Here is a 23654-nt window from a genome sequence, read left to right on the forward strand (position 1 = left end):
CGGGCTGTCTACGACAGTCCGGACAAACGGGTGTTTTTGCCATGGTATGAGGTTTAAATTTTCTCCGGTGCTTCGATACCGACCAGCGCCAGGCCGTTCTTCAGCGTAATCCTTACGGACTCCACGAGCGCAAGACGCGCTTTGCGCACCTCGGCATCCTCCGCCTTCAATATCTTGCATTCATGATAGAAACGGTTGAAACTTTGCGCCAGATCGACCAAATACCGGCTGATAATAGAAGGTTCCAGCTTATGCATCGCCTGCTCGACCCGTTCCTTAAACAAGTACAGCTGCTTCAGCACGCCTTGCGCCTCTTCGTTCTCCAAGTGCTTCGGATCGAAGCCTTCGAACGACTGCGTCTCCGACGGATCGGCTTTGGCAAGTACGCTGCACGCCCGCGCATGCGTGTACTGCACGTAAGGACCGGTTTCGCCTTCGAAATTCAGCGCCTCGTCCCAGGAGAAGACGATATCCTTAATCCGGTTGTTGCTCAGATCGTTGAAAATAATCGCCCCTACGCCGACCTTGCGGGCGACTTCGTCTTTATTTTCGAGATTCGGATTTTTCTCTTCGATAATTTCGCGGGTCTTCTCAATCGCTTTGCCGAGCAGTTCCTCCAGGTTGATCACATTGCCCTTCCGGGTCGACAGCTTCGCGCCTTCCAGGCTGACTTTGCCGAACGGCACATGCATCATTTGCTTCGACCAATCGTAGCCCATCAGCTCAATCACTTTGAACAACTGGTTAAAATGCAAGCTTTGCCCCGCATCGGTCACATAGACACCTTTGTCAAAATCGTACGTGTTCTTGCGGTACTTGGCCGCCGCCACGTCGCGCGTATGATACAGCGTTCCGCCGTCCTTTTTCACCATTAAGGCCGGAGGCATATTGAAATCGTCGAGCCGCACGAGCAGCGCTCCGCCGTCTTCTTCCAGCAGGTTTTGCGCCTTAAGCTCGTCCAGCACCTCCGCCATTTTATCGTTATAGAAGCTTTCGCCGGCATACGAATCGAACTTTACGCCGAGCAGATCGTACATCTTGTGGAACTCCTTCAAGCTGATGTCCACAAACCAGCGCCACAGCCTGTGCGCCTCCTCGTCTCCCTGCTCCAGCTTCACGAACCAGGCACGCGCCTCATCCTCCAGCTCCGGCTTCACGTCGGCTTCGTCATGGAACTTGACGTAAATGCGCTGCAGCTCGTCGATGCCTTCCGCTTCGACGGCCGCCTGATCCCCCCACAGCTTGTAGGCGACGATCAGTTTGCCGAACTGCGTACCCCAATCGCCGAGATGGTTGACGCCCACGCTGTTGTATCCCATAAAGTTGAAAATGTTATAAAGCGCATTCCCGATGACCGTCGAGCGGAGATGCCCGATATGGAACGTCTTCGCGATATTCGGCGAAGAGAAGTCGATAACGATGTTGCGTCCTTGACCGTATTCCTGCGAGCCGTAACGGTCTTGGCGCGCCAATACTTCACCGACGACGTCTTTGGCGAAAACGGCCGGGTTCAAAAATACGTTAAAATAACCGGACACCGCATCGACCCGCTGAACCGCCGCGTCGTCGCTCCAGCCTGCCTTCAGCTCTTCCGCAATTGCCTGCGGCGCCTTCCGGAGCTGCTTGCTAAGCTTGAAGCAGGGCAGCGACAAATCCCCCATCTGCGGATTCGGCGGATATTCGATCAGCTCCGCCAGCGCTTCCTGCGTTATGCCTTCAAGCTTTGCCGCCAGCTGCCCGGCCAACCATTGTTTGTAATTCATACACGATGTGCCCCTTTCTTCGAACGAACGCCGCCATCCCGCAGTACGCTTTCATACAAGAAAGCACCCCGGTCGGGGTGCCGTTTTTCAACGTCGCACGTAGGTTTTGCCAGCCTTTGCATATGTTCCATTATATCGGGCACGAAAAACCGAGTCAAGCCGGGTTTGCTGCGTTAGCCCAAGGATTTTGGCGGTTCGGCGGCGCTTCGTTCCGGCTTGCATGCGATTTTTGTATGAATTTTGAATACCAACGAAAAAATAAGGGAGGAAATGAAAAACAAACTTGAATAAGGAGGCGTCCGTTCATGCCGTTGGTTCCTTTCGAGCCGTTCAGACACGTCGATCATTGGAAAAAAGAAATGGACAAATTTTTTAACGAGGGGCTGCCTTCCGCTTTCGGATTCCAGCAGGAATTCGGCGCGCCGCGGATGGACGTCTACGAAACCGAGAGAGAGGTCGTCGCCCACTTCGAAATTCCGGGTCTGGAGAAAAAAGAGGACGTAGACATCCACGTGGAGCATCAGACGCTCACGATCGTCGGCTCCGTACACAGAGTACAGGAAGCGAAGGAAGAGCAGTTTCACCGCAAGGAGCGTTATACCGGCCGCTTCCAGCGCACCGTTGCGCTGCCGGCGGAAGTGCAGGTCGAGGGCACGGTCGCTACGTATAAGAATGGCATTCTCGAAGTGAAAATGCCGAAGGCTCTGAACAACGCCAGAAAGCGGATCGACGTGGAATTTCATTAATAGACGTCATCCAACTGTAATCCAATTGAAATATGCTTTTCATCTTCCTTTAACGTAAAGCTTCTATAATAAAGCTCGACCCCCTTTTTCATATAGATTCTCTCTTGGCCCGCTGCCCGTTGCTTGCGGGTCGCTTTTTTTTCGCGAAAAGCAAAAAAACGGAGCTTCCGGCTGCCGCCGGTTCCACTCCGGTTTACGAGTTTAAAGCATTTTTTGCAGCATGACGACGTCCAGCAGCTTACCGAATTTGAAGCCGACCTCGCGCATCGTGCCTATGGTATCGAACCCGAACTGCCGATGAATATGAATGCTGCTGTCGTTGCCCTCCACGATCCGCGACAGCACCGTATGCAGCCCGGCCTTTTTCCCTTCGGCCAATACGGCCTCTAGCAGCTTTTTCCCAAGTCCCTGACCGCGGTGCCCGTCCCGGATATATAAGGACAGCTCCGCCGTGCGCGCATAGGCCAGCCGGTCGGAGTATCTGTTCGCGGCGGCCCAGCCGAGAATCTGACCAGCGTCTTCGGCGACGACGACCGGGTAAGCTTCACCATGCTGTTCGAACCATTCCAACTGCTGCTCCAGCGTGCGCGGAACCGTATCGAACGTCGCTACCGTCGTTAGGACAGCTTCGTTATAAATATCCAAAATGTGCTGTATATCCTCATATCCAGCCCGTCTGATCTCCATTAGAAGCCCGCTCCCTCTCACGAAACCCTATCGATTTTTCCGCCTACTATAGCAAGGTTTCGGGAGAAATGCAAGACTTGGAACAGAAAGCTGCTTATTATAAACCGAGCGTCTCCGTCATACCATTCAGCACCGCCGCATCCTTCATCATGCTTACGGCTTTTCGGAAATCCGTGTACATCACGCGGTCTTCGTCCAGAAACGGCACCTGCTTGCGACATTGCGCATATACCCATGCCGTTCCCTTGCCCAGCCCGTCGGCACCGCGATAATCGGCCGCTTGCGAGCCGCAGAGCAGCTCGATGGCGACGACGTTGTACGCATTTTCGACGATTTTGGCCGCTTTTCTCGCGCCGATCGTTCCCATGCTCACGTGATCTTCCTGATTCGCCGAGCTTGGAATCGAATCGACGCTGGCCGGATGCGCCAGCGACTTGTTTTCGGAAACGAGTGAAGCCGCGGCATACTGCGCGATCATGAAGCCCGAGTTCGTGCCGCCGTACTTCGTCAGAAACGGAGGCAGTCCTCCGCTCAGTTGGGGATTGACCAGCCGTTCGATTCGCCGCTCCGATATATTCGCCAGCTCCGCCACCGCAATCGAGAGGAAATCCATCGCCAGCGCAATCGGTTGCCCGTGAAAATTGCCGCCGGAGATTACTTTTTCCTGCTCGGTGAAAATGAGCGGGTTATCCGTTACCGAGTTCATCTCGATTACTAATTTATCGTGAATATATTGGAGCGCATCGGCCGAAGCGCCGTGAACCTGCGGTACGCAGCGCAGCGAATAAGCGTCTTGGACGCGCAGCTCGCCTTGGTTCGTCATCAGGCGGCTGTCTTGGGTCAGCTTGCGGATATTCGAAGCGACCTGCTGCTGGCCGGCATGCGGGCGAATATCGTGCGTTTCCGGGTCGAACGCCTGCTTAACGCCCTGCAAGGTCTCCGTCGTCAAAGCAGCAGCGCAATCGGCCCATTTGGCCAGCTGCAGCGCGTCCCAGCAAGCCAAAGCGCCGACGGCGGTCATCACTTGCGTACCGTTGATCAGAGCCAGGCCCTCTTTTGCTTCAAGCGACACCGGTACGATCCCAGCCTTGTCCATCGCCGCTTTGCCATCCAGCTTCTCTCCCCGGAACAACGCTTCCCCTTCCCCCATCATGACCAGCGCCAAATGGGACAGCGGGGCCAAGTCTCCGCTGGCGCCGAGCGACCCTTTCTCCGGGATCAGCGGCACGACGCCTTTGTTCAGCATCTCGACCATCGTTTCCACGACGGAGTAGCGTATGCCGGAATAGCCCTGGATCAAGGCATTGATGCGCAGCAATACGATCGCTCTCGCCACTTCCGCCGGGAACGGATCGCCGATGCCGCAGGCATGGCTGCGGATCAGATTGACCTGCAGCGCCTTCGCGTCCTCGCTCGAAATGTACGTGTCGCTGAATTTGCCGAACCCTGTGGTCAACCCGTAGACGACCTTTTTCTCCGCCAGCAGCTTTTCCACATATTGTCTGCTCTTCGTTACCTTCGCCTTGACCGAAGCGTCAAGCTCGACTTCGTAGCCGTGGCGCGCCACAAGCACAACCTCCTGCAAGGTCAGCTTGCCGCCGCCGATCGTAATAGGTGCCGTTTTAATCATCACGAATCACTCTCCTTAAGAAATGGACACAAAAAAAGAGGCCATACCAAATCAATGGTCATGACCTCTAAACGCAACTATAAGACTATGGTCTAAAGTTATTCAATTAAAACTTCCGGTCATCAAATGTGATTGATGCCAAAGCCCAGAACTTCATGCTCAAAGCCTTTTTTCGGAGCGCCGATCGTGCCGTACATGCATACGCAGATCCACTCCCCTTCGTCCGGTTGATCTTGTTCGGTCGACATAGGGCCGCGGACAATGGCGAAGGTCAGTCCTACCGTGCGCAATACGTCCCGAATCTGCGGGGTTCCCCGGCTCACCCCTTGCAAAGCCTCCAGGATCGCATGGTACAAGCCGTGCGTTTCCCGGTACCGCTTTTCGTCGATGACCCGATTGTTTTTAGCAGCGGTTTCGATGGCCGCAATGACTTTCGCGCTGTCCATGGAGCCGACCTTCCCGACGGTATGCCGATATCCGTCCGCTTCCAGCTTCCGTACGATATCCGCCCCCATCGCATGATCGTGCATCATCGTCAATAAAGCGGTTAATTTGCCGATAGTAGAAGGTATCCCCTGCTGGCCCGTCACTTGCATGCCCCTTTCCTGCAGAAAAGCCACAATAAAAATAAAAAAGACGCTACAACAGCAAATGGGAAAGCTTCTTCCCGCTCCCATAAGACTTGCCTTGTATCGACCCGACTATACGCTAAATTGTCTAAAAGGATTTTACTTATCGCTAAAAAGTATCTGATGAAATTGTATCATACATCACGCGGGTTGACAATGAGTCGCCGACCAGCAAGGAGAAAGTAAAACAAGGAACCCGATTTAAACCCAAATTCCTTGTATAGACCGATGCGGTCAGCGGTCATGAGTTGGTCATGATGCCGGACAAGCCGGCCCGGTTCAGCATAATAGCCCCAGCACGGCGCCCACAACACGTAAAACCCAGGTCTGTATGCCGATCAAAACAATCGTAGACTTCGGACCGCCCCCTCAAAGAGCGTGCCTTGAACATTCAGGATGACCAGGGCCCAGCCATTTATGCGGCTTCTTCAGCTCAAGCGAGGAGGAGCCCTGCATATTCCGTACATATAAAAAAAGCCTGTAAATTGCTTCAAGAGCAATTTGCAGGCCAGTTATTTTTAAGATAATGCGGTCGAGAGGACTCGAACCTCCACGGCTGTTACACCACTAGAACCTGAATCTAGCGCGTCTGCCAATTCCGCCACGACCGCATATTTCGCCGCGATTCGATTGATTTCGAACCGACAAATGGAATTATATAACGATCGCTCCCCCTATGTCAAGCATGAAATCTACTATAACATGATTCATCGGTTGTCCCATTTCTAATCCGTTAGAGTTGAATGAAAATGTATTGTTAAATGCTCTTTTAGGCATTCGGTGTACCATTTTAACCGGCGTATCCTCTCTCCTAATTTTTCTTCGGCTTATTATCCAAAATAGATCGTAGTTCCTTAATATCGTCATCGGACAAAGATTGCTCCTCGATGAAGTGAACCAGCATAGACTTCAGGGCTCCTCCATAAATTCGCTTAATAAATGACTGTGTTTCGGCTTGCCGACATTCATCCTGCGAGTAAAGCGGAAAGAATGTATAGAGTTTCTGATTTTGATTTACACCTACTACCTTTTTTTGGACTAGACGATCTAACAGAGTGCGCACCGTCTTCGGCTTCCAATCCGTTTTCTCCTGTAGAGAAAGAATAATTTCGTTAGCCGTTTGCGGAGCCTTTTCCCATAGCATGTTCATGACTTCCCATTCTGCTTCTGAAATATTGGGGACTTTATTAGACACTCTTATCCTCCTTCATATATGCCTTTATCCTTCAAAATAGATAACGTTATTTCTGCTGCCTTGCTTCCGTTGGCGTTCTCTTCATTTTGTATATTTGTTGCAAAGAAATAAACGTCGTCCTTTGTCTCTACATATCCAATGAACCAACCATTTATCATTTTTTTATTTACAGTACCTGTAGCTGTTTTTCCGGATAGTAGCGCACCATCTTTTTCTTCCAATCTAATCGAATCTTTGACGGTCTGTATATTGTTCTCTTTAAATCCAAATTGGTTTGTATAAAAAGCTTTTAATAATTGTACCTGCTCTACGGGAGATATCTCTAATGAGGATTCTAACCAATATTGTCCGATTCCTCCAGAAAGATTACGATTACCATAGCCTATTTGGTTCAGATAAGCTTGTATTTTATCCTGTTGGATTATTTTATCCAAATCCTGGAAATACCAATTTACTGAATTTTGCATTGCTTTAAATAAGGTTTGATCCTTATTCCATGAATCAAAAGGATAATGTATGCCATTCCATGGCATGGAGGAATTTTCTCTCGTTATGACATTGGAATCCAATCCAAACAACGCAAGATAAATTTTGTAAGTTGAATCCGGAGAAACTCTTAATTTGCTTTGATTTTCGTTATAGATACGATATTGATCTGCTTTCAAAGCATATAACACAAAGCTCCCTTTATATCCTGAAAAATAATCACTTAAATCCTCGTGCATAGTTCGATCGCTGGTAAAATCGTATCGGTTATGATCATTCGCCATCACAGAAACGAGTGGAGCCTGACTTGCAACAAGTATTCCCACAAGCATAAAGATAGCGATACTCTTCAGCTTCAATAGCTTTGAATCGGCCGTAAACGAAGCAATCCTTTCTATACGTTTCTTTATTTGCTGTTTGGGACCATTGAACTGATTAGTCAAAGCAAAATTTTTGAAATATGATGCTCTGTCCACAACTTTAATGATGGTATTTCCATATTCGGCAAAGCAGCGTTCATCTAATGAATGTAAAACAGCCATGTCACAAGCTATTTCACGATCTGATCTCATTTCCCTAAAAGCAAGCCAAACAAGTGGATTGAACCAGTATACGACTTGATAAATAACGATGAGGTAATTCGTCACAATATCTTTATATTTAATGTGATTGAGTTCATGCAAAATAATATATCTGATATCCTTCAAAGACAACCATTCGTCAAAATGAGTCGGAAATACAACATAGGTTTTCAGAAGGCCAAACGTCATCGGTGAACTGACAAGCGGAGATTCCCCTACAATTAAATGTCTCGATATCTTTAAATCCTGCATGCACTGTTCAAATAACACGAGAACTTCTTTGTTTTTCAGGTTAGACGTAGTGCGTTTAATATTTTTTACCTTTAGCCAGGCATGCATGGTCAAACCGGCCATTACGAGTATCCCTGCGATCCAGGTCAAAGCTAAAATGATATTCAGGTATGCTGGACTAGCACGGTTTATAGATATCGAAAAGTCCTGCAGCCAATTCACATTTCCAAATTCCTGATCTCCGGTGGTCATAGTGGGAGGACTTATTCCATCGCTTTGGTTAACACCGAATAAATAGAAATTGTTTCCAAAACTAAATAAATGACTTGATATAAAAGGAAGCAGCAATGCAATAAACAATAGAAACCATAGATTATAGTGCCATTTCGCTGAAAGTTGCTTTTGGAACAATTTTTTAATCAGCATAATAGCGGCAATGGTAAAAGACGACACAATGAAGCTAATAACGAAATGAGTAAAGAACATGCTTTTCGTCTCCATCTCTCAACCTTTCGGTTGAAATCATTAAAGCAGCAAAACTTGTAGCCTGAATTTTAGCAGTTGACTGTCATTTTATCAACTACCATCCTTGATCTTTCATTCCAATTTTGACTGCTTCTTTATAATGAAAAATGACAGCACATCAAACTGATTTGGAATAGGCTGGCTCGTACATAAGCCAACTTATTCCATGCCTTGAGAGAGTTTAGACGCTATGGTTGATCATTGCAGTTTACTTCAAGGCGTCCATTGCTATTTTCGCAGCCTGCGCGATAAGGTCATCATTATAAGCGGAATCCTGCTTATCGCGACTGGACAGAATTGCGATAATGATGGGGTCTCTGTTCGGCGGCCAAACAATAGCAATGTCGTTACGCGTTCCATAACTGGCGGCACCGGTTTTATCTCCAACCTGCCAGCCTTCGGGTACGCCCGCACGGATCAGTTTAGCCCCAGTCGTGTTCCCCCGCAGCCAATCTGTAAGGAGCTTACGTTTGTCAGCAGGAAGCACGTCGCCGACCGTGAAAGCCTGAAGGGTTGTGGCAAGCGCTTTAGGTGTACTTGTATCTCGTGTGTCTCCCGGGATGGCTTGGTTCAAATCTGTTTCAAAACGTGCAGACGTAGTAACGTTATCGCCGATCTTTTTCAGAGCTGTTTCAAAACCCTTAGGGCCACCCAATTCTTTTAGTAAGAGATTCCCCGCGGTGTTGTCGCTATAACGGATAGCAGCGTCGCAGATATCCCTAAGGGTCATCCCTGTTTCCACGTGTTTTTCTGTTATGGGTGAATAAGTGACCAAGTCTTCCTTGGTGTAGGTGATTACTTTATCGAGATTAGAGCTTTGCTGAAGCACTGCGCCTGCCGCCAAAGCCTTATAGGTGGATGCAAAAGCGAACCGTTCCTCAGGTCTGTAAGCAATCGTCCGACTCGTACCGGTATCAATTGCATACACACCAAGTCTAGCGCCAAATTTGTTCTCGAGTTGAATAAACTCGTCAGACTCGGATGTAACTACTGTCTGAGTCTTCTCTGTCGACTGGGTAACAGGGGGATTGACAGCCTTCGCACAACCAATGAGCAAGATGGGTACAAACAATAGAGGTAAAGCAATTTTATTGCAAATTTTTACTATAGAATGTTTAGATTTACTCAAGATATTTAACCTCTTTTCAAAAAATATTATGTAAGCTGAAAACGAAAAAACTGTTTTTTTCTATTCTATACTCTGTTACTCCTCTCTAATTTTGATTACATTCGTAATATGATACTACACTTGTAGTCTATCGATGTCAAATTAAGCACCAGCTTAAAATAAAAAGGTTCCTGCTCTGCCAGAGAAAGCAGATCAGAAACCTGTCGTTTGTTTTAATGGGCAAAGGTATACACCTTCGCCCATGATTTTATTTTTCAGCCCGCAACTTTAATTAACAGCCTGCGACTTCCAATAGCTCTCCATCTCTTTAATGAACCCTTTACGATCAATCTTGTTAATTAAATATTTCTGCATGGAGGCGCCCAGCTTAGCGTAATGATCCCCGGGAAGGAATTTGAACATTCCGAGATTAATAACCTTGCCTTCTTTAACATAATTACTTATTGAAGGAGAAATGGCATTCGTCCCCTTTACTTTTAAATCTTTATAAGGCATGATTAATCCCATTTTGGAAATAATGGAGTTTTGTCCCTGTTCACTTGTGACCATCCACTCAAAAAATTGTTTGGCTGCTTCCTGCTGCTCCGGTGTTGCTCTTGTTTTATCGATGGTGTACAGAAACGGTTCCAAAACCGGAATCTCCTGGTTCCCGTAGTCATCCGGGTTGTTGCTGATTGGAACCGGCATGATTCCAAATTGTTTGTCCCGGCCTTCGACAGGGTCCATTACGGACCAAGCCCAATCTCCCATAAAGTAGAATGCCGCGTTACCTTTGGCAAAATCTATCGTATCTTTATTGAAGTCGGCGACAATCGGATCGTTCTTTCGAAGATTATACTTTTTAAGCAAGTCGAAGGTATCCAGCAAACCATTGAATTGGGGATTGCCGGATAAATCCACGCTTCCCTTTTTCAAGCCCTCCAAAAAATTACGATTATCTTCAACCTTTTTGGATTGCAGGCCGTAGGCTAACGATAAATAATGGGAGCCTAAAGACCAGTCCGATCCATGAATCAATACCGGCGCCTTGCCGGCGGCTTCCACTTTTTTGAACAAAGCTTCCAAATCATTGCGGGTTTTCACCGATGCGGGATCAAAAGTTCCTCCGATCGCTTCCTCAACTACCCGTTTGTTGTACAATAAACCGTAACCCTGCGTAGTCCACGGCACACCGACAAATTTGCCCTCAAATAAGTTCCTTTCAATCGTGCCTGGCAGCGTCAACTTTTCGTATTTTGCTTTCTCCGACTCCAAATCCAGCAATGTGTCTTTGAACTTTAATACCGTTTGCTGTTCCAGCATGGCGGCCGTAGGCGGATTGCTGGAAGCCTGAAGCGCTTCGTATTTTTGTATATAATCGGTTCCTGCTTGCGCATTCAATAATTCAATTTTCACTTCCGGGCGCTCTTGCTGATACGCCTTCACCAAATCGGAAAAAGCGTTGTTCTGATCCACCGTATAAAAAGTAATCTTGACGCCCTTCTCCGATTGAGCCGCTCCCGGCGATGCATCCTTATTGGAACAAGCGACCACCGTAGATAACAGCAAAGCCGTACAAACTCCGAGCTTGATACCCGCTTTGATTTTCAATATCTTTTCCCCCTTATCTTATAAATAAGTAAACGGCTCTCTCGCATCAATAAAGACGACCGGAATCCCATGGACCAAAGGCTGCAGCCATTCCGCCATAAATTTCATGCCCCATTCTTCGCTGCGTTCATGCCCTACAACGATCATGGCTTTGTTAAGTCCAAGCATTTGGGCGTCGTTGATATAGGCGCAGAGCGTCCACTCCATTATTTCGCCGCAAATCATGACATCCAAATTCATATTTCGCATCAATTCCATCGGCATTTGTTCTCTTCCCAGGCCCAAGCTGCCCCCGCCCACTAAAATTCCGACTCTTGAACATTTCATTTCGGGTTTGCCGATGATTTGTATCACATCCATGGACAACTTGCGCTTAAAAAAGCTCGCCAGCTCCGCCAAACTGACCTCCTCAATTTGGTAGGTGTGAGGATTTCCGTCAAGCATATTGTTTTCCCAGCCAATTTCTTTTAGGAGGCCGTCATAGATTTTGTCTGTTTTCCCCATGTGCATGTAATCGTGAAACCGCCAGATCACGATCTCATTCTCATCTATCAATTTTTTCTTAGCCGCATATACAGGGTCGTCCTGAAGCCAGTCCGTTTCATCGTTTCCCGTATAGTAGGTAGGCTCATGAGTAATAATCATATTGGCCCCGCAAGCGATTGCCTGCTTGATAACGTCAACCGTTGCCATAAATGTCGTTACAATTCCGGTGACCTCCGTGTCGGGACTGCCGCTCATGATCCTGTCTCCGGTTTCGGGCAATCTAAAATCGCCGCACGAATCTTTCAAAATGGCATCAATCACTTGTTGAACCTTCATTTCCAATCCCTTCTTTCGTTAAGATTACGCCCCAAATAGCGCTGCCGCTCTCCCTAAGGAATCAACGCTTAAAAGCTCTCGCCAAAGCATCCAAGTATCCGTTTCTGGCGCGTTGACTGATCTCCGCATCCGGAACAACGTGTTCGAAGCCGTGATAGCATCCGGGATAAAGCTGAAATTCGACATCAACTCCTGCCTGTGCAAGACGCGCAACATAGTCGATCGTCTCGTCGCGGAACGGATCAAGCTGCCCTACGCAAGTATAGACCGGAGGCAGGCCGGCCAAGCTCTTCGCGCGGCTTGGCGCCGCATAAGGGGAAATGTCTCCATGGGCATGCTCGCCAAGATACATCTTCCAGGCCGCAAGGTTATTGGCCCTGTTCCAAACCGCTTGATGCGTAATTTCGTGGCTTGAGGGCGTAACGTTACGATCGTCGATCATCGGGTACAACGGCATTTGAAAACAAATGGCCGGTCCGCCTTTATCCCGAGCCATCAGCGCCAATGCCGCCGTCAATCCCCCTCCCGCACTTGCCCCGCCAATCGCAATCCGCGACAAATCGATATTCATTTCCTCCGCGCGGTTGGTTATCCATTCCAATGCGGCGTAGCAGTCTTCAATGGCCGCCGGAAACGGATGTTCGGGGGCAAGGCGATAGTCGGGCGAAATAACGATGCAATTGGCCGCTTTTACAAAGCATTCGCAGAGTACGTCATCGGAACTCGGGTGACCCAACACATATCCCCCGCCATGGATCCAAAGAAAAGCAGGCAGCTTTTGATCCTCTCTCCGGACCGGTTCATAAATCTTGACCAGCATTTCCTTTGAATCTCCGCCGGATATATAACGTTCCGTAATTTGAACGGATTTCGAGCTATTCGCGGGAGGCAAAGGGCGCTGCCTCTCCATAGCCAGATCATCGGGCAAATAAAGAGGCGTTAAAAGCTCTACCCCTTGCTTTAATTCCGGAGCCACTCTGCTTATGAAGTCCAATATCCATACCTCCAATTATGATGAAATTTCCCCAAGCTTAATCAGACTGCAAAATGATCGGCGAATCCTTCTTCATCGACATAGGAAATCTCGGCAAGGCCTGCTCTTAAGTCGACTAGCAACATACAACTCTTATCGTCCTTTGTCCACTTGAGACGAAGCTCATCCGCCGGCGAATCAAGAACCTCAAATTCTCCTTGGAAAGCTTCATATTCGTTCCTGAAACGGATCAGCCTCAAAAGCCGCTGCACCGCTTCCTTCTCCAGAGACCGCTCGATCTCTTCCAGAGAGAAGTTGTGGCGGTTGATTTCCCGGCCTTCTCCGGTATTCTTTACACGTTCATAATCGTTCTCGCCGGCCAACAGCCCCACATAGTACACCTGCGGAATGCCGGGCGTAAAGAACTGAATGGCGCGTGCCGTCAAATAAGCGTCGTCATCGCTGTTCAATGCGGAATAATAGGTACACCGGATTTGATGGACATCAAATCCATCCGCCGCTTTATGTTCATCCGACAAGATCAGACTGAGGTTGGCTCCCCGAGCCACGCATACATCCACAATTTTTCTCGCTTCTCTCGTATCGATCAAATCATCCAAATCCGGCTTTACCGGAATACCGTCATGGCAATCCAGCATCGTAAACTGGTTCTTCGGCCGGGTCTTTAAATAATGAACCAAATCCCCGCTGTTTTGGTTGATCAAGGCTTCAAGAATCCGGTACGGCAGGATAAAATCGTAAATCCAGCAGCCATGCTCGGCAAGCTTGTATTGTGTGGTATAGTGCGCATGAACCTCCGGCAGCAGCTCAATTTCAAGCGATGCGGCAAGCTTCATCACCCAGTCCAGAAATTCATATATTTCCGGCTCCACGAAAAAGCAGCTGGTGCCGAGCTTTTTGATCACATAACCGACAGCATCGAGCCTGACAATTTTTACATTGTTCTTCTTAAAGTTTAGAAAGAAGTCCGTCAAAAGCTGCTTGACTTTTTCCGATTTTATATCGAGATCAATCTGCTCAGATGGGTCCGTTTTGCCAAATGTGGTCCATACCTTTTCCTCTTCACCGGTCTCCGCAATAGTGAAGGTCGAATAAGGCAGCTGCCGGCGCAGAAACATTTTATCGATGTCTTGCTGCACAGGTTGGCCATCCGGCCAAATTTTATCTAATGTGATAAATAAGTCCGCGTACTCGGACTCCCTCCCCTTTTCAAGGAAGTCTTGAAAGTATGACGATTGCCGGGAAATATGGTTAACCATCAAATCAACCAAAACATCGAACTGCTCGCCGATGGCCTTCATATCTTCCCATGTGCCAAAAATCGGATCAATTTCCAGATAAGTTCGCGGCGCAAACCCTCTGTCTCCGGTGGAGGGGAAAGGCGGCAAAATGTGAATACCACCTTTGAAAACGTCTGAAAAATACGTATTCAGCACGCGATGGAGCGTTTTTAAATCTCCGCCAAGGGAGTCGGGATACGTAATCAGCTGCACTTGATTTTTGACGGACATATGGAACCTCCTACAGTTCGTATAAGTTTTTTATCGCTTCGAGTTCAGGCAAATCCACCACCGCGCCGGTATATTTCAGCTTATAGGCGCTAACGGCAAATCCAAGAGAAATGGCTTCGTGAATGGAATATCCTTTCACCAGCGCCGTATAAAATCCGGACCAGAACGCATCTCCCGCTCCGGTCGTATCCGCTACCTCCGTAGCCAGAGTCTTGAAGGTAACGGTCTCGCTTCCGTTGGATACCATAGCGCCGTACTTTCCCAAAGTCAGGATCACCAGCTTGGCGCCGAGACTCAAAAACTTCTTAATGTGGTTATAGGGCGTATCTTTGCCGAATAATCTTTCCGCATCGTCGCCCGACGGCTTAATGATATCGACCTTACCGATGATGGATTTTACATAGGCTGCGCCATCTTCGCCCTTTTGCCATAATACCGGATGATAGTTAGGGTCAAAACCGATCAGCACGTTTTGCTTTGCGGCAAGGTCCAGCATTTTTTCGATCGTATCGCGGGCCGGTAGCTTGGAAATGGGCCAGCATGAGAAATGCAAGATCTTTGACCGGAGCAGGGCTTCTTCAAGCTTTGAAGTATAGGAAATTTGATAGTCCGCACATCGATAAAAGACGGGAACCGGAGTCGACTTGCTCTTAGTAAGAAGGACCAGACTAGTTGAATTTTCCACGGTTTCAACGAATTCCGGCTCAATCCCCGCTATGCGCAATTGATCGAGTAAAAAGCTGCCTAATCTGTCTTCGCCTACGGCTGCTGCAATCTGCGAACGGCCCCCTAATTTTTTGACGTTCATCGCGATATTCGCAGGCGATCCGCCAAAAAACTTATGGTATGCAGCTCCTTCAAAAGCATCTTCGTACTCTGCGGAAATCAGATCGATCAGAAGCTCCCCGGCCATCAATACATCATTCTGTCTATCCTCAAAATCCAAGACCTGCTTAAATTCAAACACAATAACTTCCTCCTACGGCTACGTTAATTTTAATTGCGGGAAACACCGAGTCCACTTCTTTCAGAAAAGAACCTATGTTGTTCCCTTTTCCAATAATTTAACCGGAAGAATCGTTTCCAGAGGCATATCTTCGCCCGCAATTTGCCGAAGCAGGTATTTGACCGCCAATTCCCCCATCTTCTTGACCGGCTGCTCTACCGTCGACAAATCGTCCGTACCGCCAATTTGAATTCCGTCATAGCCTACGACTTTCACGTGCTCGGGTACGGCCTTGCCGAGTCTCCGGCATTCCTTGATGACCTGCAGCGCCAGGATATCGCTGCTTGCAAATACGCCGTCAATATCGGGATGTTCTTCAAATAATTCACGAACCAAATTTTCGTATTCCTTATATTTAAAACCGTTCAAATCCGTTTGTTTAACCACAAAACCGACGTCTTTGCCGCTCACTTGTTCAATGAATGCGTCATGCCGCTGTTTGGCCAACAGATTTAGCCGCAAGTTTCCGCTTAAATAAGCGATTTTTCTGCACTTTTTGCTAAGAAGCAGTTTGGTGGCCAGCACTCCTCCGCTATAATTGTCTGACGAAATACATGGAATGGACTTAGAAATTTGACGATCCAGGGTCACCAGCGGAAGCTTGATCGACGTATATTCTTTCACACTCATCGTATGACTGCCCATAATAATTCCATCCACTTGGCTGGCTCTTAGCAAATCGATATACTCCTTCTCCTTTTTTTTATTAAGTAAAGAATTGCAGAGCATCAGCTTATAGCCGTGCTTGTAAGCGTAATATTCGATATGCTTTGTGATTTGCCCAAAAAACGGATGGGAGATGTCCGGTATAATGAGACCAATAACATTCGATTTTTTGCGCGATAATGAACGTGCCAGCTCGTTAGGCTGGTAGTTCATCTCTTCCATGGCTTCGTGCACTTTTTTCTTCAGGTCGTCACTTAAATATCCCCGGTTGTTTAACACCCGGGAAATTGTCGTAACCGAAACCCCTACTTTTTCTGCGATATCTTTTATCGTAACGGCCATCAAAGCTCCTCCTTGTATCAGACAGCCGCCGTTTTGGATTTGAGCTGTCACAAGAAAAACCATTCATCAAGCGGGGGCAGCCTCTCCGTGATCACGGACGCTTCGTCGTATCGAATGGGAACGATTCCTTTCTCCTTGCATAGCTCCAGGATTCGCGGATCGGTGAAAAGTCTCGCCTCCAACACTCTGCCGGCGGCAAGCTCATCCCCGGAAATGTGTTTATTCCCCAGCATTCTCATTTCGCAGGTATCGATCGCCGGATGACCGACATATAAATATTGTCCCTTATCAGCGGCTTTAAGGCGCGAAACGATATCATCAATAAGATGATCGGTTTCTTCTACCCGTCGTAAAGAAGAGCAAAAACGGTTCCAGTATAACAATCCTTCTTTATCCGCCCATTCCGTCATTCGCTCTTCCATACCGGGCACATGGTACTCCGGAAACATGTGGGTATCGACGTAAGCGATTTGGAACCCCAGCCGTCTAAGCTTGTCCAGCTGCGCCTGAATTTCCAGCATGACTTCGTCCAAATCAGGCTTGTGCGTCTCAAATACTTGCGGAGAAGGCGTAAACATTCCGTTTTCGTCGACTAAGGTAGAGACTTGTGAAATCGGCAGAACGGGCCCCCACTTTACTTGATCCCATTCCGCGTTCAACGTCGCATGCAAACCAAAACAAACATCTTCACGTCCGATCAACATTTCGGCGGCTTCTTCTATAAAGCGGCAAGGAGCCATTAAAGAGACATTTTTTATAAATCCGGCTTTTAAAGACTCTGCGATGCCTACATTGGCCGAATGAGAGCTGCCGCAATCGTCCGCCCTGGTTATGAGCCGGATTGCGGGCTCCCTTCCATTCGATTCCCGAAGCACGGTTCACTCCCTCCCCATTTCGATCCTCGATGTTAAGATTGATTTTGGGACAGCAATGACGCAATGATGTGTCAACCGGTTGACACTAAGGGCGCAACCGGATGCCGGCTTCTGTCCCGAAGCCACGCGCCCGCTATTTTGTTCATCCCTCATCAAATTCCCATTCAAAATTCATGTCGTATCCCGCTGTATAAGCGTGACCGGAAACGAATTTATCATAGAGACCTCTTCCCCTTGGAGCAGCTTTGCAATCAATTCAATGGCGCATTCGCTCATTTCCCGAATAGGCTGCCTTATGGATGTCAGGCGGGGCCATACCAAGGATGCGATTCCCACGTCGTCATACCCGATAATTTTCATTTCTTGCGGGATTGTTTTCTTTAATTGATGACAAGCTTGAATGACCAAGGCAGCCAGGACGTCGCTGGTGGCAAATACTCCGTCCGCATCCGGATGCTCTTGAAAAAATCGCACAAGCTCATCCACATTTCGCTTATCGCCTAAACCGGTAATCTCCAGCTCCAAGCTAACATGTTCGATTCCGGTATCCGGAAGCTCATCCCTAAATCCTTGAAATCTCTTGCTCGCCAGCAATGCGGCGTGATTCGGCCCGCCTACTCCGCCAGAAATATGCGCCAGCTTGCGGCAGCCCTTGTCGACCAATAATCGGGATGCGAGTCTGCCTCCCGTATAATTATCGGAAGTAACGATGGGAATATTATTGGCAACCGTACGATCAAATGATATGATCGGCAAATTTAAATTGAGATAATGCTTGACGTCCTGCACATTGCTTCCCATAACAATTGCGTCCACTTGATTCTTCTTCAACATGTCGATATACTTGCGTTCTTTCGAAATATCGCGATTGGAATTGCATAGCAGCACTTTATACCCTTTTTGATCGGCATAATACTCAAGATGATAAACCAGCTCGCTAAAAAAAGGATGAGATACTGTAGGAATAATCAGACCGATCATATTCGATTTTTTTCTAAACAAGGAACGAGCCATTTCATTCGGCTGATAATTTAGCTCCTTCATGGCCTGAGCTACCTTATCCCGTGTCGCTTGACTGATATATCCCCGGTTATTGAGCACGCGGGAGACCGTCGTTACCGAAACCCCTGCTTTCGCAGCTACATCTTCGATTTTAGGCATAGATGCACACCTTAACTTTTTTAAGGCAATTATACACTTTTTTCATCGCATTTTCAGCCTCGAAAGCGTACGGGGATTTTTATTTCAGGGCCCCTTCCGTAATTCCTTTGACGATCTGTTTTTGAAGAAAAAGATATAGAATCAGCACCGGTATAATCGTCATAACTAATCCTGCCATCAAGGGACCGTAATCAACGGAGTAAGACGAGAAAAAAGAAAACGTAGAGAGAGGCAACGTTCTCTGTTCCGGCGACAGCAAAACCAGGCTGGGCAACAAATAATCGTTCCAGATCCAGAGCACATCCAAAACGATTAGCGTTACGAAGACCGGTCTCAGCAGCGGCAAAATAATCTGGAAAAACGTTCGCAGCCTTGAGCTTCCCTCGATAAAAGCCGATTCTTCCAATTCATAAGGAATCCCTTTGATGAACCCGTGGAACGTAAATACGCCAAACGGTACGCCAAACCCGAGATACATAAACAGCAAAGTTGCTTTCATATTCAACAGGTCCAGCTTTCCGTACAACATGACCAGCGGGATCATGATGACCTGGAACGGAAGCGCCATGGATGCCAGCATGATAAAGAACAGTATTGCGTTTAGCTTCCATTTGAAGCGAACGAACAAATAACCTGTCATCGATGAGAAAATAAGAATGATGAAAACGGCAACCGCCGTAATAACGAAAGAATTTAGAAATCCTTGCATAAAGTCCATACTTTTATACGCGCTGATATAGTTTCCGAAAAGCAGGGCTTTAGGGGGAGACAAAGGATTTTCCACAAACTGCTGCGTTTTTTTGAAAGAATTCATGACGACCAATAAGAAGGGAGTTAAAAATACGAATAAAAGAATATACAGCAATGCTGATTTGATTTGTGAGGTTGATTGTCGAGCATGGTTCATGATTCGACCTCCAGTTTCTTCAGCAGGTAGGATTGAGTAAGCGCAAGCAAGGCTATCACGGCAAACAAGACAACCGCTTCGGCCTGCCCCGTTCCGAATTGATTAGATAGAAACGCTTTTTGAACAATATGGTACGAAGCCATCTCGGTCGAATGGAACGGTCCGCCTTTAGTTAAAGCCAGATTTATATCATAAGCTAAAAATGACCGCGAAATGGAAATGAATATGCTTATGACGATTGCGGGAATCGAAAGCGGCAAAATGATTCTGCGAAGTATCGTAGCGTTGTTCGCTCCATCCATACTGGCGGCTTCCAATACGTCATTAGGAACGCCCGAGAAGCCGGCTATATAAATGAGCATAAGATAACCGACCAATTGCCAAGCCGTTGCAATGACAAGCGCCCAAAAGGCGGTATCCGTATCGGTTAACCAAGACGATTGAAACAAGGCCCATCCATATTTATTGCCCAGATACGGCAATACTTGCGAGAATAGAGTCTGCCATAAATAGCCCAGTACGATTCCACCGATCAAATTCGGTGTAAAAAATCCCGTTCGAAGCCATTTCTCCCCTTTCACTCCTCTAGTTAACGCCAGCGCAATGAAAAAAGCCACGATGTTGGAGATCAAGACGGTACATAAAGCATATTTGACGGTAAACCACAATTGGGTGAGAAATACGCTGTCATGAAACACCTTGGAGTAATTGGCCAAACCAATGAATGAACTGCTGGTCATTCGCACATCCCAATTCGTAAACGTCAAATATAATCCAACCAGAAACGGGATCAAGACAACAGCACCAAACGCAAAAATGGAAGGAGCCCCGAAAAGCAAAAAGATTCCTGCATTCCTTATAAATATGTTTTTCTTCATGATGCCGCACCCTTTACAACCAGGATTTTAAATGCCTTTAAGTAAAAGATGGGGAGCAAAGGCGGAGCCTAGTCACCCATCTTCTACCTCTCAGCGAGTCAAGTCCTTATTTCCCGGAATATGATTTCCAATACATTTGAACTTCATCCGCGAGTCCCTTGCGATCGATCTTTCCTACCAAATATTTTTGCATAGACGCTCCCGTCTTCGACCACCAGTCTGTCGGAAGATAGTTGATCACTCCGATATTAATAACTTGTCCTTGATCTACATATTTGGTTACGGCATCGGATATCACATTCGTACCCTTTACCTTTACCTCCTTATAAGGCATGGAGAGACCCATTTTATTAACGATCGCCGATTGCCCCTGCTCGCTTGTCACCATCCATTCGATGAACGCTTTGGCGGCATTTTGCTGCTCGGGAGTGGACCCCGATTTATCAACAACCAACAACTTCGGTTCGCTGTAAGCTACTTGCGTATTGCCGTAGTCCGTCGGATTATTGCTAATCGGCACCGGAATCATACCAAATTCTTTGTCCCGACCTTCTAACGTTCCGATGACAGCCCAAGTCCAATCTCCCATAAAGTAGAAGGCCGCGTTGCCTTTTGCGAAATCCCCGCTATCTTTCATGTAGTCTGCAACAAGCGGGTCATTTTTTCTCGTATTGTATGTTTTCAACAAGTCGAAGGTATCCATCAATCCGCTAAATTGAGGATTGTTCGCCAATTGGACATCGCCCTTTTTCAGGCTCTCTACGAATTTGCGGTTCTCATCCACGTTTTTCGATTGCAATGAATAGGCCAATCCCAGATAGTGAGCGCCCAAGGACCAATCCGCTCCGTGAATCATCACCGGAGCCTTGCCGGAGGCTTCAATTTTCTTAAACAACGCTTCCAAGTCATTGCGGGTTTTCACAGAAGCCGGATCAAAGCTCCCTCCGATCGCCTCCTCAACAACTCTTTTGTTATATAGCAAGCCGTATCCCTGGGCAGTCCATGGAACGCCAAGGAATTTTCCGTCCAGCAGAGCTCCGTCAACCGCCCCTTGCTTCGTTAGCTTTTCGTATTTCGCTTTCTCCGACTCCAGGTCCGCAAACTTGTCTTTAAATTGTAAAATGGTTGCCGGGTCAAGATTGGCGATCGTGGCCGGGTTGCCGGAAGCTAATAACGATTGAAATTTTTCCAGCTGTCCGCCGCCAATTGGCGTCGGAATCAATTCTATGCTCACATTGGGATTCAGCTCATGATACGTTTTAAACAGGTCCTCAAATACATTGTTTACTTCGGCTGACGTATTGAAGAAAGTAATCTTAACGTCTTTGGTCTGGTTGGTCGCTTCCGCCGAAGGGCTTGAAGTATCGTTTTTGGAGCAAGCCGCCAATGAAGAAAGCAGTAAAGCAGAACAAATTCCCAATGTGATGCTCTTTGTAATTTTCAAAATCTTTCCCCCCTGACTATCATTTTTGAATGCGCATTCATCTTTGTTTCACATTTATGATAACCGGTTGTCATGTCGTATGTCAACCGGTTATCATATTTTTTCTGCGATGCAAAAAAGATTGGGCTTCAATTCAAATTAAATTCAATAAAATGATCCCCATCAAGGCTGCTCCGGCAGGATCAAATTCCGCTCCAGGATCAGCATCAATTGTTCCACCATTTCCTTTGGAGTGTAAGGCATCGATTGAACAATCCACCATTCCACCAGACCGGAGACCGCGGCGGCCAGAAATTGGACGACGATTTCCCGGTTTATGCCCGGGCTGATGCCGCAGCTTTTGATATGCTCCTCGATGCCCCGTTCCATCATCGCGATCATCCGCTTGCGGAAGGCGGGTATCCCCTTGCTCGTCATTAGCGTGGAGTAGATGGAGGCGTGGCGCTCCAAAAATTCGAACGTGCGAAGCAGTAAAGCTTTTGCAGCCACCTTGCTTGGATCCCCGTCAGGCATGCAGCTTTCATACAATAACTGCAAGTACGTCTCGATGCACTGGTCCAGCAGATCGTACTTATCCGTAAAGTGCAAATAGACGGTCCCCCGGTTTACATTCGCCCGGTCCGCGATTGCATGAATCGTGATCTTCTCAAAGCTTTTCTCCTCCATCAGCCCGACAAAAGCTTCCATGATCGCCTGCCTCGTTTTTAGAATTCGTCTGTCCATAACTCTTTCTCTCTGCTCCTTTTTTAGACAATCCGAGCGCATTTGTTGAATATTCAACAAAATCAAAAATATTACCGATTGATCCGGTGTTTCACCGGATGCTATCGTAATTGTAATCAACAAACGTCAATTATACAACAAATGTTCATTAAATATGAAAGCGAGGATAACAGCATGAGAGTATTGGTTTATGGAGCAGGAGTTATAGGCAGTTATTTGGCCCATGTTCTTGTGCGCGGGGGCAATGATGTGACCGTATTGGCCAGAGGAAAACGGGCGGAGGAGCTGGAGAAGGAGGGGCTTGTCATCCGCCATTATTTTCAGCGGAAAACGACGGTGGATCCGGTACGCGTCATCCGGACGCTGGAAGCGGGCGATATCTACGATCTCATCTTTGTCGTCATGAAATATACGGATTTCCCGGCGGTACTGCCTATCCTGGCCAACAATCGGAGCAGCAATATCGTTCTGGTGGGTAATAATACGGATGCCCATGATATGCAAAATTACCTGGAGGAGCATAGCGATATGCACAAAAATATCGCCTTCGGGTTCCAAATTAGCGCCGGAAGCAGGGAAAACGGGCGGACCGTCTGTATCCGCGGAGGCGTACAGATGGTGCTCGGCGGTTTGGATGGTCCGATTCCCTTTCAGGCCGCGATTGATCAAGCGTTTGCGAAAACCAAATACAAACTTGTCTATCACGAAAATATAGACGCTTGGCTGAAGAATCATATTGTACCCATTGTAGCGCTGGGCTTTGTAACGATTATCCATGAGCGCCAAATGACAAAAATCGCCAGGGACGATAAGCTGCTGCGGCAAATGATTGCGGCCATGGACGAAGGCTTCCGCGTGCTGGAAGCCCAGGGTTATCCCTTAACACCGGCCGTTCAAGCTTCATTGATTCGTAAACACCCAACGCTACTGCGGCTGCTTCTAAAAATATATCATATGCTGCCGGCCAGTCGGCTGGTCGACGGTTCCCCCTACGAAATCGCCGCTTTAAACCGCGTGTTTCGCGATTGGAAAGAACGGTCCAACGTCCCCACTCCCCATTGGGATGTGCTGGAAGAGCGGTTTAATGCCAGCTCTCCGTTTATTTCCGGAGCGTGACGGGATTTATCATTAGC

The 23654-nt window shown here is 47.6% G+C and carries 21 protein-coding genes and 1 tRNA gene; 2 read left to right on the plus strand and 20 right to left on the minus strand.

What is annotated here, in order from left to right; all coding sequences use genetic code 11:
* Positions 1-53 precede the first annotated feature (53 nt).
* A complete protein-coding gene (argS, locus tag NI000_RS31820; protein WP_253415348.1) occupies positions 54-1763 on the minus strand; it encodes an arginine--tRNA ligase in 1710 nt (569 codons plus the stop codon).
* 305 nt (positions 1764-2068) lie between these two features.
* Here argS and NI000_RS31825 point away from each other — a divergent pair, with 305 nt between their 5' ends.
* On the plus strand, positions 2069-2509 hold the full coding sequence (locus NI000_RS31825; RefSeq protein ID WP_253415349.1) for an Hsp20/alpha crystallin family protein: 441 nt from the start codon (positions 2069-2071) through the stop codon (positions 2507-2509).
* A gap of 201 nt (positions 2510-2710) precedes the next feature.
* Here NI000_RS31825 and NI000_RS31830 read toward each other — a convergent pair whose 3' ends face one another.
* From NI000_RS31830 to NI000_RS31920, 19 genes are all read right to left on the minus strand, one after another.
* A complete protein-coding gene (locus NI000_RS31830) occupies positions 2711-3196 on the minus strand; it encodes a GNAT family N-acetyltransferase (RefSeq protein WP_253415350.1) in 486 nt (161 codons plus the stop codon).
* A 97-nt stretch (positions 3197-3293) separates the two neighbouring features.
* The gene (gene hutH / locus NI000_RS31835) at positions 3294-4826 is read right to left on the minus strand and encodes a histidine ammonia-lyase (RefSeq protein ID WP_253415390.1); all 1533 of its coding nucleotides are present in this window, start codon (positions 4824-4826) and stop codon (positions 3294-3296) included.
* A 122-nt stretch (positions 4827-4948) separates the two neighbouring features.
* Positions 4949-5422, minus strand: coding sequence for a hut operon transcriptional regulator HutP (hutP, locus tag NI000_RS31840; protein ID WP_051775403.1), 474 nt, complete (start codon positions 5420-5422; stop codon positions 4949-4951).
* Positions 5423-5982: 560 nt separating this feature from the next.
* Positions 5983-6066: transfer RNA gene (locus NI000_RS31845), tRNA-Leu, on the minus strand.
* Between the two features lie 200 nt (positions 6067-6266).
* Positions 6267-6650, minus strand: a complete 384-nt coding sequence (gene blaI / locus NI000_RS31850; protein ID WP_253415351.1) for a penicillinase repressor BlaI — start codon at positions 6648-6650, stop codon at positions 6267-6269.
* A 2-nt stretch (positions 6651-6652) separates the two neighbouring features.
* Positions 6653-8434: a BlaR1 family beta-lactam sensor/signal transducer gene (locus tag NI000_RS31855; RefSeq protein WP_253415352.1), complete on the minus strand. Its 1782-nt coding sequence runs from the start codon at positions 8432-8434 to the stop codon at positions 6653-6655.
* Between the two features lie 247 nt (positions 8435-8681).
* Positions 8682-9602 (minus strand): class A beta-lactamase, encoded by a 921-nt coding sequence (gene bla / locus NI000_RS31860; protein WP_253415353.1) that lies wholly within the window; start codon positions 9600-9602, stop codon positions 8682-8684.
* 267 nt (positions 9603-9869) lie between these two features.
* Positions 9870-11192 (minus strand): ABC transporter substrate-binding protein, encoded by a 1323-nt coding sequence (locus NI000_RS31865; RefSeq protein ID WP_253415354.1) that lies wholly within the window; start codon positions 11190-11192, stop codon positions 9870-9872.
* An 18-nt stretch (positions 11193-11210) separates the two neighbouring features.
* Positions 11211-12014: a Nif3-like dinuclear metal center hexameric protein gene (locus tag NI000_RS31870; protein WP_253415355.1), complete on the minus strand. Its 804-nt coding sequence runs from the start codon at positions 12012-12014 to the stop codon at positions 11211-11213.
* A gap of 61 nt (positions 12015-12075) precedes the next feature.
* Positions 12076-13008: an alpha/beta hydrolase gene (locus NI000_RS31875; protein WP_375541023.1), complete on the minus strand. Its 933-nt coding sequence runs from the start codon at positions 13006-13008 to the stop codon at positions 12076-12078.
* 41 nt (positions 13009-13049) lie between these two features.
* Positions 13050-14519, minus strand: a complete 1470-nt coding sequence (gene gtfA / locus NI000_RS31880) for a sucrose phosphorylase (RefSeq protein WP_253415356.1) — start codon at positions 14517-14519, stop codon at positions 13050-13052.
* Positions 14520-14529: 10 nt separating this feature from the next.
* Positions 14530-15486, minus strand: a complete 957-nt coding sequence (locus NI000_RS31885; RefSeq protein ID WP_253415357.1) for a carbohydrate kinase family protein — start codon at positions 15484-15486, stop codon at positions 14530-14532.
* 72 nt (positions 15487-15558) lie between these two features.
* Entirely contained in the window at positions 15559-16533 is a 975-nt protein-coding gene (locus NI000_RS31890; RefSeq protein WP_253415358.1) for a LacI family DNA-binding transcriptional regulator, read from the minus strand.
* Between the two features lie 47 nt (positions 16534-16580).
* Positions 16581-17408, minus strand: coding sequence for a ChbG/HpnK family deacetylase (locus tag NI000_RS31895; RefSeq protein WP_253415359.1), 828 nt, complete (start codon positions 17406-17408; stop codon positions 16581-16583).
* A gap of 171 nt (positions 17409-17579) precedes the next feature.
* On the minus strand, positions 17580-18569 hold the full coding sequence (locus NI000_RS31900) for a LacI family DNA-binding transcriptional regulator (RefSeq protein ID WP_253415360.1): 990 nt from the start codon (positions 18567-18569) through the stop codon (positions 17580-17582).
* Between the two features lie 79 nt (positions 18570-18648).
* Entirely contained in the window at positions 18649-19476 is an 828-nt protein-coding gene (locus NI000_RS31905) for a carbohydrate ABC transporter permease (protein WP_253415361.1), read from the minus strand.
* Positions 19473-20354 carry a carbohydrate ABC transporter permease gene (locus tag NI000_RS31910; RefSeq protein WP_253415362.1) on the minus strand — a complete coding sequence of 294 codons (882 nt, stop codon included), beginning with the start codon at positions 20352-20354 and terminating at the stop codon, positions 19473-19475. The genes NI000_RS31905 and NI000_RS31910 overlap by 4 nt, the downstream gene beginning before the upstream one ends.
* Before the next feature lie 106 nt (positions 20355-20460).
* Positions 20461-21798, minus strand: coding sequence for an ABC transporter substrate-binding protein (locus tag NI000_RS31915; protein WP_253415363.1), 1338 nt, complete (start codon positions 21796-21798; stop codon positions 20461-20463).
* A gap of 162 nt (positions 21799-21960) precedes the next feature.
* Positions 21961-22521, minus strand: a complete 561-nt coding sequence (locus tag NI000_RS31920; protein WP_253415364.1) for a TetR/AcrR family transcriptional regulator — start codon at positions 22519-22521, stop codon at positions 21961-21963.
* Between the two features lie 174 nt (positions 22522-22695).
* On the opposite strand from NI000_RS31920, the gene NI000_RS31925 reads away from it, so the two are divergent.
* A complete protein-coding gene (locus tag NI000_RS31925) occupies positions 22696-23637 on the plus strand; it encodes a ketopantoate reductase family protein (RefSeq protein WP_253415365.1) in 942 nt (313 codons plus the stop codon).
* Positions 23638-23654 lie beyond the last annotated feature (17 nt).

Origin of the sequence: Paenibacillus tyrphae, from assembly GCF_024158745.1 — a bacterium.
Lineage (GTDB): Bacteria > Bacillota > Bacilli > Paenibacillales > NBRC-103111 > Paenibacillus_G > Paenibacillus_G tyrfis_A.